This window comes from Wolbachia endosymbiont of Folsomia candida, assembly GCF_001931755.2.
In the GTDB taxonomy this organism is placed as follows: Bacteria; Pseudomonadota; Alphaproteobacteria; order Rickettsiales; family Anaplasmataceae; genus Wolbachia.
Genome location: NZ_CP015510.2, coordinates 503,470 through 519,956, shown reverse-complemented (window position 1 = coordinate 519,956; position 16,487 = coordinate 503,470). Strand labels below are relative to the sequence as shown.

13 protein-coding genes are annotated in these 16,487 nt (G+C 33.4%); 8 read left to right on the top strand and 5 right to left on the bottom strand.

What is annotated here, in order from left to right; genetic code table 11:
* Nucleotides 1–267: 267 nt before the first annotated feature.
* Nucleotides 268–1,227 carry an IS5 family transposase gene (locus ASM33_RS02345; protein WP_110409214.1) on the top strand — a complete coding sequence of 320 codons (960 nt, stop codon included), beginning with the start codon at nt 268–270 and terminating at the stop codon, nt 1,225–1,227.
* A 73-nt stretch (nt 1,228–1,300) separates the two neighbouring features.
* Here the strand turns inward: ASM33_RS02345 and ASM33_RS02340 are convergent, their stop codons facing one another.
* The gene (locus ASM33_RS02340) at nt 1,301–2,287 is read right to left on the bottom strand and encodes an integrase core domain-containing protein (protein WP_157956349.1); all 987 of its coding nucleotides are present in this window, start codon (nt 2,285–2,287) and stop codon (nt 1,301–1,303) included.
* 154 nt (nt 2,288–2,441) lie between these two features.
* Between ASM33_RS02340 and ASM33_RS02335 the strand changes: the two genes are divergently transcribed.
* Nucleotides 2,442–3,041 carry an SCO family protein gene (locus ASM33_RS02335; protein ID WP_110409216.1) on the top strand — a complete coding sequence of 200 codons (600 nt, stop codon included), beginning with the start codon at nt 2,442–2,444 and terminating at the stop codon, nt 3,039–3,041.
* A gap of 125 nt (nt 3,042–3,166) precedes the next feature.
* On the opposite strand, the gene ASM33_RS02330 is transcribed toward ASM33_RS02335, so the two are convergent.
* Nucleotides 3,167–4,174 (bottom strand): hypothetical protein, encoded by a 1,008-nt coding sequence (locus ASM33_RS02330; RefSeq protein WP_110409217.1) that lies wholly within the window; start codon nt 4,172–4,174, stop codon nt 3,167–3,169.
* Between the two features lie 152 nt (nt 4,175–4,326).
* On the opposite strand from ASM33_RS02330, the gene dcd reads away from it, so the two are divergent.
* Together dcd and ASM33_RS02320 are read left to right on the top strand one after the other, a co-directional pair.
* A complete protein-coding gene (dcd, locus tag ASM33_RS02325; protein WP_110409218.1) occupies nt 4,327–4,884 on the top strand; it encodes a dCTP deaminase in 558 nt (185 codons plus the stop codon).
* A gap of 273 nt (nt 4,885–5,157) precedes the next feature.
* Nucleotides 5,158–6,633 carry an IS4 family transposase gene (locus ASM33_RS02320; RefSeq protein ID WP_157956338.1) on the top strand — a complete coding sequence of 492 codons (1,476 nt, stop codon included), beginning with the start codon at nt 5,158–5,160 and terminating at the stop codon, nt 6,631–6,633.
* Here the strand turns inward: ASM33_RS02320 and ASM33_RS02315 are convergent.
* From ASM33_RS02315 to ASM33_RS02305, 3 genes are all read right to left on the bottom strand, one after another.
* Nucleotides 6,624–7,079 carry an IS630 family transposase gene (locus ASM33_RS02315; RefSeq protein WP_237342968.1) on the bottom strand — a complete coding sequence of 152 codons (456 nt, stop codon included), beginning with the start codon at nt 7,077–7,079 and terminating at the stop codon, nt 6,624–6,626. The genes ASM33_RS02320 and ASM33_RS02315 overlap by 10 nt on opposite strands.
* On the bottom strand, nt 7,045–7,404 hold the full coding sequence (locus ASM33_RS02310) for an IS630 transposase-related protein (protein WP_157956363.1): 360 nt from the start codon (nt 7,402–7,404) through the stop codon (nt 7,045–7,047). The genes ASM33_RS02315 and ASM33_RS02310 overlap by 35 nt, the downstream gene beginning before the upstream one ends.
* A 75-nt stretch (nt 7,405–7,479) precedes the next feature.
* On the bottom strand, nt 7,480–8,418 hold the full coding sequence (locus ASM33_RS02305; protein WP_110409222.1) for a hypothetical protein: 939 nt from the start codon (nt 8,416–8,418) through the stop codon (nt 7,480–7,482).
* Nucleotides 8,419–8,660: 242 nt separating this feature from the next.
* Here ASM33_RS02305 and ASM33_RS02300 point away from each other — a divergent pair, with 242 nt between their 5' ends.
* From ASM33_RS02300 to ASM33_RS02285, 4 genes are all read left to right on the top strand, one after another.
* Nucleotides 8,661–9,929, top strand: a complete 1,269-nt coding sequence (locus ASM33_RS02300; RefSeq protein WP_110409223.1) for an ankyrin repeat domain-containing protein — start codon at nt 8,661–8,663, stop codon at nt 9,927–9,929.
* 175 nt (nt 9,930–10,104) lie between these two features.
* A complete protein-coding gene (locus ASM33_RS02295) occupies nt 10,105–14,814 on the top strand; it encodes an NAD-glutamate dehydrogenase (RefSeq protein ID WP_110409224.1) in 4,710 nt (1,569 codons plus the stop codon).
* Between the two features lie 4 nt (nt 14,815–14,818).
* Nucleotides 14,819–15,127 carry a Sec-independent protein translocase subunit TatB gene (gene tatB / locus ASM33_RS02290; protein WP_110409225.1) on the top strand — a complete coding sequence of 103 codons (309 nt, stop codon included), beginning with the start codon at nt 14,819–14,821 and terminating at the stop codon, nt 15,125–15,127.
* Entirely contained in the window at nt 15,099–16,475 is a 1,377-nt protein-coding gene (locus tag ASM33_RS02285; RefSeq protein WP_110409226.1) for a PleD family two-component system response regulator, read from the top strand. Before tatB ends, ASM33_RS02285 begins: the two co-directional genes overlap by 29 nt.
* The last annotated feature ends 12 nt before the right edge of the window (nt 16,476–16,487 follow it).

Below are 16,487 nucleotides of genomic sequence, written 5' to 3'. Positions count from 1 at the left end.
TCAAAGATAATTTTGACGTCCCATACTCCTGTCATCCGAGTAGCGGACACTGGGATCTTTCTTAATTTCACAATATAAATCATATTAATCTTGATTTTTTCTTGCAACTAAATCGATTTTCCATTGCAAGTATATAAATAGTGTAATTTCCCATAAAACCTAGATCCCAGTGTCACGCAGGCTTTGTTGCATAGCTAGGGAGAAAAAAGCTGGAAGTTACTGACTAAATTCATTATAAAATGGCCATTTAACCGCCAAAGGAAAAATATGCCAGTCAAAATGAAAGTCAGTAACCAAAGTGAATATAACAAATTTCTTCAAGAAAGGGGAAATATTTTTCATTACATCAACGACGCCATTGAAAATTGGCACGAAAATAGACCAAAAGTAGCAGGTGGCAATAATATTTACACCGATAAAGTTGTGATTTTAGTTCATATAATAACTTATCTATTTAGGATTGGCCTGAGGCAAACGGTAGGATTTATAAAAGGATACCTCGAGCAAATAGGAAAAAGCCTACAAGTCATCAGCTATTCACAGGCCTCAAGAAGATTTAAAAAACTGAATATTAAGATTAATGACAACAGGGTTGATAAAAATAATATGGAAAATATTGAAATTGCTATAGATAGCACTGGTATTGGCATCTATAACACTACTGCTGGCCATAACAAAAAAAATAATGAAGTGAGACAATACAGAGGGAGAGAACAAGCAAGAAAAATGCATGTAATGTTAGATATAAGCAGCAAAAAAGTTATGGATTTAAAATACACTGAACTATATTATCCTGACCACTGGGCAGCTAGTAAGCTGATGAAAAATGATTATGGTAAAATAGAAACGTTATATGCAGATGGTGCATATGACAGAGCCATGATTTATCAGCAATGTTACAAGCTTAGAATAAAAACGAAAATACCACCAAAAATTGATGCAGTAGAGCATCAGAATTTGGATTATATGGCCCAAAGAAATACTGCAGTTAGGTTAATAAGATCGTTTGATGGAGATACAATAGAGAAAATAAAGCAATGGAAAAAGGAGGTAGGATATGGAAAAAGATCCTACATAGAAGCATTCTTTTCGCGATTAAAGCAAATATTTGGGTTTAGTTTTAGGAATAAATCTGAGGTTAATCGTGAGAAGGAACTGCTACTCAAGTGCTATTTGCTGAATAAATTTACTGATATAGGTATGGCTAAATTTCAGGTAGCCTCATGAACTTATCATATACTACCTGATGCCAACTAGCTATGCAACAAAGCCTGTCACGCACTGGGATTGTAAAGGTCAACTAATTCATTGACAAATTTTGCAAAAAGCTCAAAGGAGTAATACCTCCAAGAGCTTGATGCGGCCTGTGTTCATTGTAATAAATTAAATATCTAAACAATTCATCCTTAAATTCTTGAACGGTCTCAAACGTTGTTCCCTCAATCAAATCATCATTTAAAGTCCGCCAAAAGCGCTCTACTTTTCCATTTGTTTGTGGTCTATATGGCCTTGTATATAAATGCTTTAAGCCAATTTCAACTAACATTCTTTCAAATGGATGTCCATCCAAATTACTTCTTGATGCAAACTCTGGTCCATTGTCTGTCATTACTTCTTTGAACTGAATACTGTAACTTTGCTTTATATAATTAAAACATCTGAGCACTGCAAACATTACATTCAGACTCTGAATATTTTCTAAAACTTCTGCCCATGCTATACGGCTTGCATCGTCTATTACACACACTAAATAGTATCTTTTGCTCTCATTTATTATCATATCTTTACTCAAATAATGACAGTCTATATGCGCCAGTTCTCCAGCTTTTTCCCTGATTATCTTTCTCTTCACCTCTTTTTCTTTTGTGCTCAACTTATTCATGCCGGCTCTCTTAATAATATTATATATACCAGATGGAGAAGGTGTTTTGTTGCCCAACTTTTTTGCTAGTATAGCACAAATTTCATATTTATTTATCCCTTTTTTCCGCTCCTCTATAACTGCTTTTTCTATTTCAATATCTGTTCTTCTACTTTCCCATCTTGGACCTCTTTTTCTTGGTAAAAACTCTTTTTCTAATCCGCTATTTCTATACCTATTATAATATTTACAGAATGTTTGTCTGTTGATTCCATTAGCGTGATAAAAATCGCCTACAAATCTATAAAATGGATGCTTTTTTGCCTTTGTTTGCTCATATTCTTTGATCAAAAATCTCCATTTACTTTGGTAATTTCTCTCTAAAGTTTTATCTTCTGTGTTTCTTCTCATACCTAACTCCCTCAAAAATGTTTCTTTTATCTTAACATTTTTGTCATCGAATTAGTTGACCTTTACACGGATGACAATTCAATTGCCCACAAAAGTAGAGTTTCAAAAGAAGTTTATTGAACAAAGTTATAAGTAAGATATAATATAATTTTACTTAAAGGGTCCCATAATGCTGAAGTTTATAAGATTGTCGTCTAATGTCCTAATAGCGTTAGCGGTTGTTTTTTTGAGTTATTGTTATTTCACTAACAAAGGTATATTTGCTCCAGCAGCAACAGAAGTTAAGATAGGTGGAGATTTTTCCTTAATTAACCAAGACGGGCAAATTGTGCAGAGTAGCGATATAAAGGATAAGTATATGATGATTTTCTTCGGATTTTCTTCATGTAAAAGAATTTGCCCTATGAATCTTGGTATAATTTCTGAAACACTGGCAAAATTGGATGAGAAAATTAACGATAAACTGCAAACATTTTTTATCACAGTTGACCCTGAGCGTGATAGCGTGGAAAAACTTAAAGAATTTCAGCAGCAATTTGACCATAGAATACAGATGCTGACTGGTGAAAGAGAAAAAATAGATGAAGTGATTGCAAAATATAAAGTATACGCCAGTAAAGTTAATGGAGAAGAGGAAATTAATCATTCTTCAATAGTCTACCTAATTGGTCCAAATAAAGAGTATGTTACACATTTTGCAGCTGATTTAGACTCAGATGCAAGTCAATCTGATAAGATCCTTGCTGAGATAAAAAAATATATAAACTGAACTATGTAATTACCAAGACTTAGAATTGTATTGATATAAAAATTATTAGGTGAAAAAGTTGTGGATTTAGCAAAATTTTATCTTCACTTCCTTTGCAGTCGATCTTTTAGTAGTATTCTATATGGTTACCTAAAATTTTGTTCACATGGCCTATTAGAACAGTGAGCTTCCTCATGCATTCTGTTAATAGCAGATAAAACTTCAATTTCTGAGCTAAGCGGACCTACTTCTTCTTCAATTGCTAGGCTAAATAGCTTATATTTTAGATCCTTTAGTTGATCTTTCTTTAAAGCGCGTAGGGAAATATCATCATAGAAATACCATAAAATTGAATGAGCTGCAATGAATGCACCAACACAACTTACTATGGTTGGAACGTAGCTTGCTCTTAGTTCTTGGATAGTACTGTTCTGGTACCATTTATCACACAATAACGAGAGGCATATAAGGGATAAGCCAGCAAAAAGCTTTTTTAATGATAAATTTCTACTTTGTTTATGAACTTTAATCCCTTGATAGCATTTGTATTCAAAAAATATTTCGTTAGCTAGAGTTTCTCGATCTTCTCTTGTATGTGAACTAGATGTACTTGAGCGGCCTTTATGCTCCATTAGCTTAGATAAATTCTTGGTATTACAATACTTCACATATGCAGAGCAAGCATATGGAGCATAGCATGTATAGCTTCTAATTAGCTTTACCAACTCATCTTTAACCTTATCTATTTCATATTCTTGAGTAGATAATGCTTGTCTATCGCGTTTTGAGTGTATAGATGTTTCCAATCCTTTTATGTTCACAAGAATTCCACAATTTATTATCGAAGATATAAAAATTGTTAATGCACCAAACGCAGATCCTACAACGGAACCATTTTTAAAAAATACTGGCATAAATAGAGAAAAAAATGAGACTATCACTCCAGAAAAAAATGTAAAAATTGATAAAGATAAATGATCTTGCTTTAATTTAATGTTTTTGATCCTTTTACCATCAAAAACTATATTCCTAGCTAACTTTTCTGCTAACTTTTCTAATTCATCAAATTGTTTGACATTCATGTGTGAAAGAACATAATCACAATGACGTTTTCCATGCTTCTCAGTCCACAATTCTATGTATTCATTTACCATATTGACCTCACAACTTTAGTTACATAATTATGTTATGATATTTTACATAATCTGTCAAGATTATTAAGATATTATGGTATCATTCAGGACAATAGTTTACATTTAAGTTTTATTTCATATTATTGTATATTAAGTGGTTTTAAGGGATTATTATGGCAGTTATGCCAGATAAATGGATAAGAGAAAAAGCTGAAAATTTTGGAATGATAAAGCCTTTTGTTAATCATAAAAGTAGTAAAGGTGTGATATCTTTCGGTCTCTCATCTTATGGATATGATGCAAGAGTGGACAATAAATTTAAGATTTTTACTAATGTTAACTCAGCTATTGTGGACCCTAAGAATTTTTCTGAAAATAGTTTTATAGATAAAGAAACAGATGTCTGTATAATTCCACCAAATAGTTTTGTACTTGCAAGCACAGTCGAATACTTTCGTATACCAAGAGATGTTTTAGTGATTTGTGTTGGTAAATCAACTTATGCAAGATGCGGAATTATAGTAAACGTTACACCACTGGAGCCTGGATGGGAAGGCCACGTAACATTAGAATTTTCAAATACTACTCCACTTCCTGCAAAAATTTACGCTAATGAAGGAGCATGCCAATTTGTGTTTTTAAAAGGTGAAGGTGAATGCGAAAAATCATATGACGTCATGAAAGGGAAATATATGAATCAATATGGCATCACTTTACCACTAGTAAAGTGATAACTTCTTTTAAATCAATCAGTATTACTTTTGTTGTGAACTACCAGGGTGTTCTATAGATAATCCACCATTACGAGATGATATAGCTAACACAGATAAGCTTTCCCCGATTTTTGAAAAATAAAATCAATAGCAGCGTTAACATCTGGCCAGAAAATTGGCAGTATTTTTCTCACAGCATGTTTAATTGCAAACCAAAAATGCTCAATTGGATTCAAATCTTACTTTTACCCACAAATATAAAAAAGCTAGTAAAATAGCAAATTCATATATTTGATAAAGGGTTTAAAAATGTACGGAGTAAATACAAATACGCAATATACTGATAGCTTAGGGGACAAATGGCTAGAAAGAGAGTTGAGACATGTTAATCTGGGAGATATAAGGCTTAATAAGAGGCTTATTACAACAAGTTATCTTATAGAGCGTAAGGCATCTGGATCAATTAATCAAAGTTGTGGTGGATGGAAAGAAGCTAAGGGCGCGTACAGGTTGTTTAGTAATGAAAAGCTTGAGGCCGAGAAAATTTATTCTTCTCATCATAAAGAAACAGCGGAAAGGATAAAAGGAAATAAGCTTATATTTTCAATCCAAGATACTAGTTATTTGGATTTTGACTCTCATATAAATACCAAAGGGCTAGGCAGTATTTCTAAAGCTTATACAAAGCATAAAAAGGGTTTGCTGCTGCATAGTGCCTTAATGGTCAGTAAAGAAGGATTACCTTTAGGTTTATCTTCTCAACAGTGCTGGGCGCGTCCCGCTAGAAAAGAAGAAACAGCAAAAGAAAAAGCAAATAGGAAATACCGTACTTCTATAGAGGAGAAAGAAAGTTATAAGTGGATAGCAGCACTAAAAGAAACCATAAATAACGTTTCCAAAGATGTACAACTTGTCACTCTTGGTGATAGGGAAGCAGATATCTTCAAATTTTTATGGATAGCTGAATCATTGGGTAGTTTTTATGTAATCCGTAACCGAGCTAATAGAAAATTTATCTGTACTGAAGAGGGAAAAACAGATTTGCAAACACGCATAGCTCAACTTCCGGTAAAAGAGAAAATCGTCTTGGAAGTTGCTAAAAACGGGCACCAGAAGTCAAGAAAAGCAAATATTGAAGTAAAATATATGAAAGGCTATATACCTATCAGAGCGCCTTACATTTATGGGTCAAAAGATACAGCACATAAAATAAGTGATAAAGTCGCTGTATATGTGGTAAGCGCAAAGGAAATGGATCCTCCTAAAGGAGTTGAAGCTATCGATTGGACTTTGTTAACTAATGTACCAGTTAATAGCACTTTAGATGCCATAGAAAGGATAAATTGGTATAAGCTACGATGGAAAATTGAAGAATACTTTAGAATTTTAAAATCAGGATGTAAAATAGAAAGCTCTCGTTTAACTACAAAGGAAAGGCTACAGAAATTAATTGCTATAAAGAGCATTATTACATTTAAAATTTTATATTTAACAAAAGTGGCTTTATCGCATCCTATGGAGGCTTGCACTAAGGTTCTAAGCAATGAAGAGTGGAAAGCTCTTTACATACGTGAGCATCAAGTGGCCACATTGCCCGAAGAACCTCCAAACATAAAACAAGCTATTATTTGGTTAGGAAAATTAGGTGGGTTTATGAATAGAAAAGGTGATAATTTACCAGGAAGTATGACTCTATGGCGAGGCTATGAAAATCTTAGAGAGAGCATGGTTATGCTTCACATAATAACTTCTCAAAGTTATGGGTAAAAGTAAGGATTCAAATCCGGTGAATATGGCGGTAAAAACAATACGTTACACCCTACATTCTCAATCAGTTTTCTAATTTTTACGGACTTATGGAAGCTTGCATTATCAAGGATGACTGTCTGTCCAATTTTCAATTCAGGAATTAGTATATTTTCAACATAAGCCTCAAAAAGTTCACTGTTGCAATATCCCTCAAATGCACATGGTGCACCAACTTTTCCCTGATTTAAAGCTCCAATAATACTGATCCTTTTCTTCTTAAATGCAGGTTTTTCAGCAAACAATCTCTTCCCTTTCGGAGCCCATCCATATGCGTAAAATTCGTTGTCATCAATTCCAGATTCATCTATAAATACCAGGTTTTCTTTGTTTATTTTAGCTACTTTTTCTTTGAATTCTTTACGTTTTCCTTCATCTCTCTCTTGATAAAGAAAGGTTTTTTTTATATGTATAGCCAGCTTTTTTTAGATAATTGTATGCTGTCTCTTTGCACATATTCCCAAATTTTTCAATTACTTTATCAGTCGTAACATCTTGATTATCTTCCAGAAATTTAAAAAAACTGCCCATGTCTTTAATCTTGCTCCTATGACCTGTTTGGTAGCCATAGGCTGGCTTTACGCTTCCAGTTTCTTCCCTTCTTTTTCTCCACCAATACAGTGTTTTTCTGTCAATACTGAACATCTCACTCACAGCTTTCATGCTCATTTTTTTCTCATCTACCACTTTTAAAACACGTTCACGTAAATCTTCGCTGTATGGTTTTGGCATTTTTAACCTCTGCTTTTTATTCAACATGCCTTTATTATCATAAAATCCAGTCTAGGGAAAGCTTATTTTAGTTAGCTATAGCATAGTGCGTACTGATTTACTTCGCATTAGTGCTTGTGTTGCTTCTTGTTGATTATCTCCAGTACGCATACTCATACCAAATTGAAAATCTACACCCTCTACTTTACCATCTTTTTCAATGGTTTCACACTCAAAGCTAAAACCAGTAGCAAAACCTTTTTCTTGGTCAGGAATATCTCCAGTTACAATTCCTTTCATTGTTACACTACGATCATTTCCAGCTGTGCGTATCATTGCTTTACCATCTCGTATATCATCACTATTTATACGCTTTGCTATAACAGTTTGATCTATAGCTTGTGGACCTACTACTTCTCGAGATATTACTTCTACAGTTGGTTGATTGTATAGCTGACCACTCCCTACTAACGCTTGACTGTATACTTGTTGATATTGTTCTGTGTCACCATTATTCTGTTGCTCTAACCTGCCAACTTCTTCTTCAATACGTTGATTGTACTCTTCCTCATCATTTATATTAACTTCATTTACTGCTTGGCCTTGATTGCTTGCTATATTCACACTTTTTTGATTAAAGATGTCTTTATTGATAGCCAGAAAGATAAGGAATGGTATAAGTGAAATTACTAGATTTAATATTATACATGTGATTAAAAGTACAGCAGCGGCAATGTAAATTAACAATTTAGCCGTACCTTTTGCTATTTTAGATAATGTAGAGTCATTCTTTTGAGCATTCACAGCATTCAAAAGTAACATGACAAAACCAAAAGATAACACTGTTAGAACAGTAGGCACAATAATAGGCACTAACAAAATAGTATTAACAACTTTTTTTACAGAACCAGTTGGTTTAGCATTACTTGCCTGATTGTCATTCAGTGAAGTAAAATAGTTCTGACCAGCATTAGTAAGCCATTTTGTACCAGATAATACCCTTTTACTATTTTCCTCAGATAAATTGATTTTCATGATTTACACACACCTATTAAAAATATACTTTATAAGGCATATAACATTTTAGTTAACATAAACTTACTTCCACACGTTGATTCATGAGGCCTGCTGGAAAAGAGCGTGATAAGAGAAGGTGTGAAGCCCGCCGCGAAGCAAGTTGCTAATAAAATCTCGTGAGAAATCCTCAATCAACTTGACATTTATCGGTAAACATATTAATATTATTGATAAATATTGAAAATTTATAAGAGTTAATTATGACTGAAATAAAACTAAATGAGCAGCTTTTTCATGCTATTAAGACAAGAAATTCAAGTCTAGCTAGCAAATTGATTCGAGGTCGTGCTGATCCTAATGCTACAATAGAACCAAAGTTATATGCAAGTATAGATGTAGGAATTCCTCCTCACTTTCATAATGTTACTCCACTACATTTTGCTGTTATGCAAAAAGATAAAAAGATCGTAGAGGTTCTACTGAAAAATGGAGCGGTTACGGATGCAGAAATGCTCTTTACGCATGGCGGCAAACGCACTGCATTATATCTTGCTGTTGAAGCACAAGATCTCGAAATGGCAAGGCTTCTTCTTAGATATAAAGCAAAGGTAAATGTAAAAGTCATGGACAGTTATGGTGACGGATGTGTGACTGGAAATGACGGGTGTACTCCATTACATTGTGCTATTGCATTAGGAGATTTAACAATGGCCAAACTTCTTATTGAATACGGAGCTGATGTGAATGCACAAGTAAAAGGAAATGTTTTGGGTCGAAAAGGTACTGATGCTGCGTATGGCTATACACCACTACATATAGCTGTTGAAAAAGGGAATTTAGATGCAGTAAAACTTCTTATTGATTATGGAGCTAAAGTTGATATTAAAGATCACTATGGCTATGCACCACTAGCTCTTGCTGATAAGAAAAGTGCAGCAATTGTTAGGCTGATAATAAACCACATAGTAAATCACGTAGGAAAGCTAGAGGCTTCTGATCAACATGTCAAATTACGACTTACAAGTAGTAAACAACCCAAAATAGTTGATGAAAAACCTATAATACCTGCAAAAGATATTATAGAAAATCCAGAGATTTCTGATCAACATGTCAATTTACAACCTACAAGTAATAAACAACCCAAAATAGTTGATAAAAAACCTATAACACCTGCAGTGAAAGATGATAAAAACACTGGTGAAATGGATGTAGTTCGGAAAATGGATATTGATAAAGAGGTTGAAGGAAAGAAACCAGCAAAATTTGCAAGCAAAGTACAGTTAACAAAATTTGTAAATAAGGCGTCGCTTCCGATCGCAGGAATTGCATCTATTATATTAGTTTATTGTATTGTGGCAGAATTAAGTTTAGCATTAACAATTTCTGCAGCTGTGATTGCGTCAGTTGCACTTATCGCTAAGCCGATTGCTTTATACATACAGAAAGATCTACTAGAAAATAGCGCTGTAAGCAAAACCCTTGATACACCAAGCATCAAGCAACCTCAAGCAGCTGCTCAAGCTCTTTAACTAAATCAATTCACAAGGCCATAACACGGGCCTTTGTGCCTTCTGTCACTAAGATAACATCTACAAAATTTTAGCATGAGAAGTAGTAGAAAATGATAATCTAATAGTATACACTCTTAATAATGAAATCTTAGTTAAAAAGGTTTAAGTTTATTGTGTATCTTTATTTTGAAAAATGTGTGTAGATTATAATATTAGCACTAGAGTTACTGAGTCTTTATTTAAGCTAGTTGACAAGCAAGGAAATGAAAAGCTTAAGGAGTTTATTAAGTATTTCTATAATTTTGTTTATAATAGTGACCTAAAAATCAATGATAAATTTCTTCTATATATTGCTAAAGATTCCTATGATTTCATTTCTCAAAAAGAAAAAGATGAAAGCAAATTAACGGTATGTAATATTAATGATTTACCGGGGATAGATGGAAATTTTACTACGATTAAGGTAGTAAATGATGATATGCCATTCTTGGTTGACTCTGTGATTGCTAGTATTAAATCACACAATTTAACAATATGCTATTATAGTAACAGCATAATCAATGTTAAAAGAAAAGGTGGATTAATTGATGACATTTGCCCACTCAAAGAAAATGGCGGTATAAAAGAGTCAGTTATATATGTAATAATTAAGGGCATAAGTGACAGTTTTGTTGATACGCTAAAAGAATCTCTACAAAAAACCCTGAGGGCAGTAAATTGCTCTGTTAAAGATTGGCACTTAATGCTGCAAAAGCTTGATGAGGCAAGTCTTTCTGCCATCCCAACTGGAATGACGCCAGAGCAAAATCAGGAGCAAAAAGACTTTCTAAGTTGGCTGCAAAATAATAATTTTGTATTTTTAGGTTATCAAGAATGTGTTGCAGATAAAGATGGGAAGATAGTTCCAAGTAGCAAAGAGAATCTTGGTTTGATGAGAGCAAGTGAAGAGTATCAAAATGCATCGATTTCATCTGAGGATTTGGGTTCTTTGTATATATTTAGATCAGATCTAATCTCGATAGTCCATCGACGTACATATATGAATTGTATAGGGATAAAAGAATTTGATAATCAAGGAAAGTTAATAAAGGAAAAACGTTTTTTTGGTTTATTTACTTCTGTAGCTGAAGTTCAAGATATCAGAACCATTCCAATAATTAAAGACAAAATTAAAACAATAGAAAAAAGGGCTGGGTTTGTAATAGGCGGCCACAACAATAAAGCTTTGATTTCTATTTTACAAGTGTTCTCTTGTGATGAACTGTTCCAATCTAATGAGGATGAGTTATTTAAGATTTGTATCTCAATCATGTCCCTTGCAATTAAGCCAAGGGTCAAGTTGTTTTTAAGAAGTGTAGGAGCATTTATTAGCTGTATAGTGTTAATTCCAATGCGTTATGCTAGTGCTAGGTTAATGTTTGAAATACGAGACATATTAAAGGATGAAATAAATGCTGAAAGCTCAGAGATTTATAATCATCATATTATCAATGAATATGATTTAATGAAGCTGCATATTGTACTCAAAACTAGCAGTTCAGAAATTCTGGATGGCGAAGTTTTACGTATAGAGAATAAGCTGAGAAATATCACAGAAAAGTGGGAAGATCGTTTTATAGATAATTTATATCATACTTTTAGTACCGTTGAGGATATATTCATCCGCTATTGCAATGCATTTCCAGTCAGTTATCAGGCAAACTTTGAACCTCAGGAAGCGTATTACGACATGAAAAAGTTGGAAATAGTGAGGAAAAACGGTACTAGCGAGGTGGATTTAAGGCTTACTAAGGACAATCTTCATTATCAGCTAAAAGTATATACCTCAAATCATGGCGGACTTGGGTTATCAAAGATATTAAGAATTACTAAGAATTTAGGCGCTAAAATTCTATCCCATAATGGCTACTACATAGAAATTAACGGTGGAATTTGGATACATCACTTCGTATTATCAAGGGTTGATGAGCTAGCAAATAACATTACTCTAAAAGAGCAATTTGAAATAACACTTACTAAAGTATTTAGAAAAGAAATTAGAAATGACTATTTTAACAGTCTGATTATTTTAGCTGGGCTCAAATGGAAAGAAGTTCTTCTAGTTAGAACACTCAGTGCTTATTTAAAACAGACATCATTTAGCTATAATCAAGAATACATTCAGAAGGTAGTTTCGGAATATCCTAAAATAGTGAAGTATCTTATACAGCTATTTCGTTCAAGATTTAATCCAAGTATAGATGTTGATAGAGCAGAGACTACAGAGATTTTTAAAGAAAAAATTGAGGAACTTCTCAAAGAGATTAGCAATGTGTCGCATGATTATGTTTTTCGCTCAATGTTCAATTTAATAATGGCTATTTTGAGGACCAGTTATTATCAAGATGATAAGCATTATCTCTCTATAAAATTTGACTCAAGTAAAATTAATGATTTGCCAGAACCTCGTCCATACCGTGAGCTATATGTATATTCAAACCTCTTTGAGGGAATACATTTAAGAGGTGGGAAATTGGCACGCGGTGGATTAAGGTGGTCAGATAGAACAGAAGATTTTCGCACAGAAGTTTTGGGACTCATGAAAGCTCAGATGACAAAAAATGCGGTTATTGTTCCTGTTGGCGCAAAAGGTGGGTTTATAATAAAGCAAGTTTATAAAGATAAAAATACTTTAAGAGAGAAAGGTGTTGAATGCTATAAGGATTTTATCAGAGGCATGCTAGATATTACTGATAATGTAGTTGATGGTAAAGTAATTCCGCCAGAGAATGTCATTAGGTATGACGAAGATGATCCATATTTGGTAGTTGCTGCAGATAAAGGAACTGCATCGTTTTCTGATTATGCTAACCAAATAGCCGCTGAATATAACTTTTGGCTTGATGACGCATTTGCATCAGGTGGATCAGCTGGATATGACCATAAGAAAATGGGTATCACAGCTAGAGGTGCTTGGATTGCAGCACAAAGACATTTTTGGAAAATGAACAAAGATATTTACCAAGATGTAACTGTTGTTGGAATCGGAGATATGGCTGGCGACTTGTTCGGAAATGGTATGTTGCTCTCAAAAAACATACATTTAATCGGTGCATTCAATCATATGCATATTTTTGTTGATCCAAATCCCAATGTAGAAAAAAGCTTTGTGGAGCGTCAGCGTCTTTTTGAGTTACCATTTTCAACTTGGGTGGACTACAACAAAGATCTGATCTCTAAGGGTGGCGGAGTATTTGAGCGTAGTAGCAAATCCATAAGCATTTCCCAAGAAATGAAAAAGTCTTTTGGTATAAAAGAAGAAACATTACCTCCAAGTAGTTTGATAAAATATTTATTAAAAGCAGAAGTAGACTTTATATGGAATGGAGGAATTGGAACATTTGTTAAAGCAAATAGTGAAAGTCATAGCATGGTTGGCGACAAAGCAAACGATGAATTAAGGGTGGATGGTAAAGATATTAGGGCATCTATGTTTATAGAGGGAGGGAATCTTGGTTGTACTCAACTTGGAAGGATAGAATACGCTGAAAGAGGAGGGTATATTAATGCAGATTTTGTTGATAATTCAGCTGGGGTTATATGTTCCGATTTAGAAGTGAATATTAAGATAGCATTTGTTTCTGCTATGAAGGAAAATAGTCTTTCTTTAGAAAAAAGGAATGAAATACTGGCCAGTATGGTCGACGAAGTTGCATCCAATGTGCTTGAGAATCATAATAGGATTGAAACAAAAGCATTGCTTCTTGAGTGTTTGCAAGCTAAAGAAAGGTTGGAACAGCATCACAGATTAATTCTTAATCTTGAAAAACCTGGACTTCTAAATCGTGGTATAGAGTTTCTTCCAAATGATGAAGAAATAGCAAAAATGTTAGCCGAGCCAATAGGTTTAAATTCTCCTCAACTTTCTGTTTTGATGTCTTATGCTAGAACAAGCATAAAAAATGAGATTATAAATTCTGATATACCAGAAAAAGACTTTTCATCTGAGGTGTATTTATTAAGTTATTTTCCTCAAAAAATGATTAGTCAATTTAAAGACTACATATTAAGGCATCAGCTTAGTAGAGAAATTATTTCTACTTGTATTGCAAATGATATTGTAAATAGGATGGGGTGTGTATTCATCAATAATCTAGTTGAGAATGCAGGAATTAGCATGAATGAAGCGGTTAATATATATATTGTGATAAATCACTTATATAATCTGGATATTCTATGGAGCGAAATTGATGAATTAGATGGAAAGATAGACATTGATTCATATTTGGAGATAGTTAAAAACGTACAAAAATTTATTGGTAGAGTGTCATTTTGGCTAGCGAGAAACTTTGATAAGTTTGGTTTTATAGAGTTAAGTGATGTTATAAAGTTTCATGATGTAATTGAAACTTTAGGTAAGAATTTGACTGGGATTTTAGATGAAAGATTATTACAAACTTATAATTGTAAACTGGAGTCTTTACTGAAACTTAAAATAAATGAAACTCTGGCAAGCAAAGTTGCTAACTTGTGTGTTCTCACTTATGCATTGGACGTTATATCTATTTCTGAACAAACATCTACACCTATACTTGATGTTAGTAAAATATATTTTGAATTAAAATCATTGTTGAAATTTGATCTTATCAGAGAAATTGCTATTAAAATGAAGGGTATTTCTTCTTATTGGAACCGCAGCTTAATTAATGATTCGTTGGATGATTTAAGTAACTATCACCACAAGCTGACTGTTAAAGTTATAAAATCCACTGATAACACAGAGGATAATATTAAAGTTTGGGCTTATAATGACAAAGATTACATAGAACGTTATAGTAGTTTTTTAGATGAGATGGTTGCTTCTAAACTTGATTTAAGTAAATTAATATTTATAATCAGGAGAATTAAAGCACTGGCTTCATAGGAAAATGTTTAATATAGGATTTACAGAAATTTTAGTTGTAGCACTAGTCAGTATAATCGTTCTTGATAAAAATAAGGTTCCTATGTTTATTGACCTTATCAAGAATGTGTATAGGTATATAATAATTATAAAATCAAAAGTTAAAAAGTTGTTAAAAGATGCCGGAATTGAAGAATTATATGAAGAATGTAATACAGAGGAAGTAAATTATATAGCCGGTAAAAATGGCAAGCTCTATCCCGCTTATAATATAGATAATACATCCAAAAGTCCTCTTTCAAAAAATGACAGCGAAGATTCTAGTAGTAGATGACATATTATCCAACGTTAAGCTTTTAAAAGCTAGGCTCACAGCAGAGTATTACACAGTCATAACAGCGTATGATGGCGAAGAAGCCTTGGATTTAGTAGCAAAGCAGCAGCCTGATATTATACTGCTGGATATTATGATGCCAAAAATGAATGGTTTTGAGGTTTGTAAGCAATTAAAGAACGATCCATTAACAACGCATATTCCAATAGTTATGGTAACTGCGCTACATGATACTCACAATAGAGTGCAAGGCATTAACGCTGGTGCAGATGATTTTTTAACTAAACCGATAGACGAGACTGCTTTATCTGCAAGAATTAAATCTCTTACACGCCTCAAAATGGTTGTAGATGAATTGCGTTTGCGCGGCGAAACTAACGCTGAGGTTGGTGGTGTAACAGGAAGCTGTATTATGGATTACTCCAATCAGATTTCTGACGTGAGCATACTTGTTATAGATGAGGACGTCTTTCAAGCAGAGCAGATATATAAGATTCTAAAGCAGCGTTTTCAGTCTATAAAAATATTGAATGATCCTATAGAAGCATTAAGAGTTGGTGTTAAGGATAATTATGACCTGATTATTTCTGATATACACTTTACAAAAACTGACGGCCTTCGTTTGTGCTCTGAGTTTCGCAGTAAGTTAGAAACACGTTATACACCAATTCTGATTCTTTCTGAGGATTACGATAAAAACAATTTAGTAAAAGCGCTGAATGTTGGTGCTAATGATTATTTAACAGTACCTTTGGATGAAGGTGAGTTAATCGCAAGGGTTAATTCGCAAGTAAAACGAAAAAGGTATCAGGATGCTCTGAGAATGAATTTATTTAATAATGCAGAAATGTCTATAAAGGATCCATTAACTAACTGTTATAATAGAAGATATTTTGATACACACTTAAAAAACATCGTTAAAGACTCTATAGAAAAGGATAGAAGATTATCCCTTATGATGCTCGATATAGATTATTTTAAAATGGTAAATGATGACTTTGGACATAACGCTGGTGACAAGCTTTTAAAACAAATACAGAAGAAAATTTCTGAAAACATTAGAATAACAGATTTATTAGCTAGGTTTGGTGGTGAGGAGTTCGTTATTGTAATGCCTGATACCAGTATATCAAGTGCACATATTATTGCAGAGAGAATACGCGAAGTAATTGCTAAAGAACGTTTTGTACTTTCGGATAAAAATACACCACATAATATAACTGTAAGCATCGGCATTGCAGAAATGGTAAGCTCTTATAATGAAAACATCAATTTGTTTATAGAGCATGCTGACCAGTGTTTATATAAAGCAAAAAATATGGGAAGAAATAGAGTAGTTGCTAGCTAGATGCTGCATCCT

Bases quoted from the DNA above. Each gene is read 5' to 3' on its own strand.
- ASM33_RS02305 (WP_110409222.1), bottom strand. From the start codon at position 8,418: ATGAAAATCAATTTATCTGAGGAAAATAGTAAAAGGGTATTATCTGGT.
- ASM33_RS02335 (WP_110409216.1), top strand. From the start codon at position 2,442: ATGCTGAAGTTTATAAGATTGTCGTCTAATGTCCTAATAGCGTTAGCG.
- ASM33_RS02285 (WP_110409226.1), top strand. From the start codon at position 15,099: ATGACAGCGAAGATTCTAGTAGTAGATGACATATTATCCAACGTTAAG.
- ASM33_RS02330 (WP_110409217.1), bottom strand. From the start codon at position 4,174: ATGGTAAATGAATACATAGAATTGTGGACTGAGAAGCATGGAAAACGT.
- dcd (WP_110409218.1), top strand. From the start codon at position 4,327: ATGGCAGTTATGCCAGATAAATGGATAAGAGAAAAAGCTGAAAATTTT.
- ASM33_RS02310 (WP_157956363.1), bottom strand. From the start codon at position 7,404: ATGCCAAAACCATACAGCGAAGATTTACGTGAACGTGTTTTAAAAGTG.
- ASM33_RS02295 (WP_110409224.1), top strand. From the start codon at position 10,105: ATGTGTGTAGATTATAATATTAGCACTAGAGTTACTGAGTCTTTATTT.
- tatB (WP_110409225.1), top strand. From the start codon at position 14,819: ATGTTTAATATAGGATTTACAGAAATTTTAGTTGTAGCACTAGTCAGT.
- ASM33_RS02300 (WP_110409223.1), top strand. From the start codon at position 8,661: ATGACTGAAATAAAACTAAATGAGCAGCTTTTTCATGCTATTAAGACA.
- ASM33_RS02345 (WP_110409214.1), top strand. From the start codon at position 268: ATGCCAGTCAAAATGAAAGTCAGTAACCAAAGTGAATATAACAAATTT.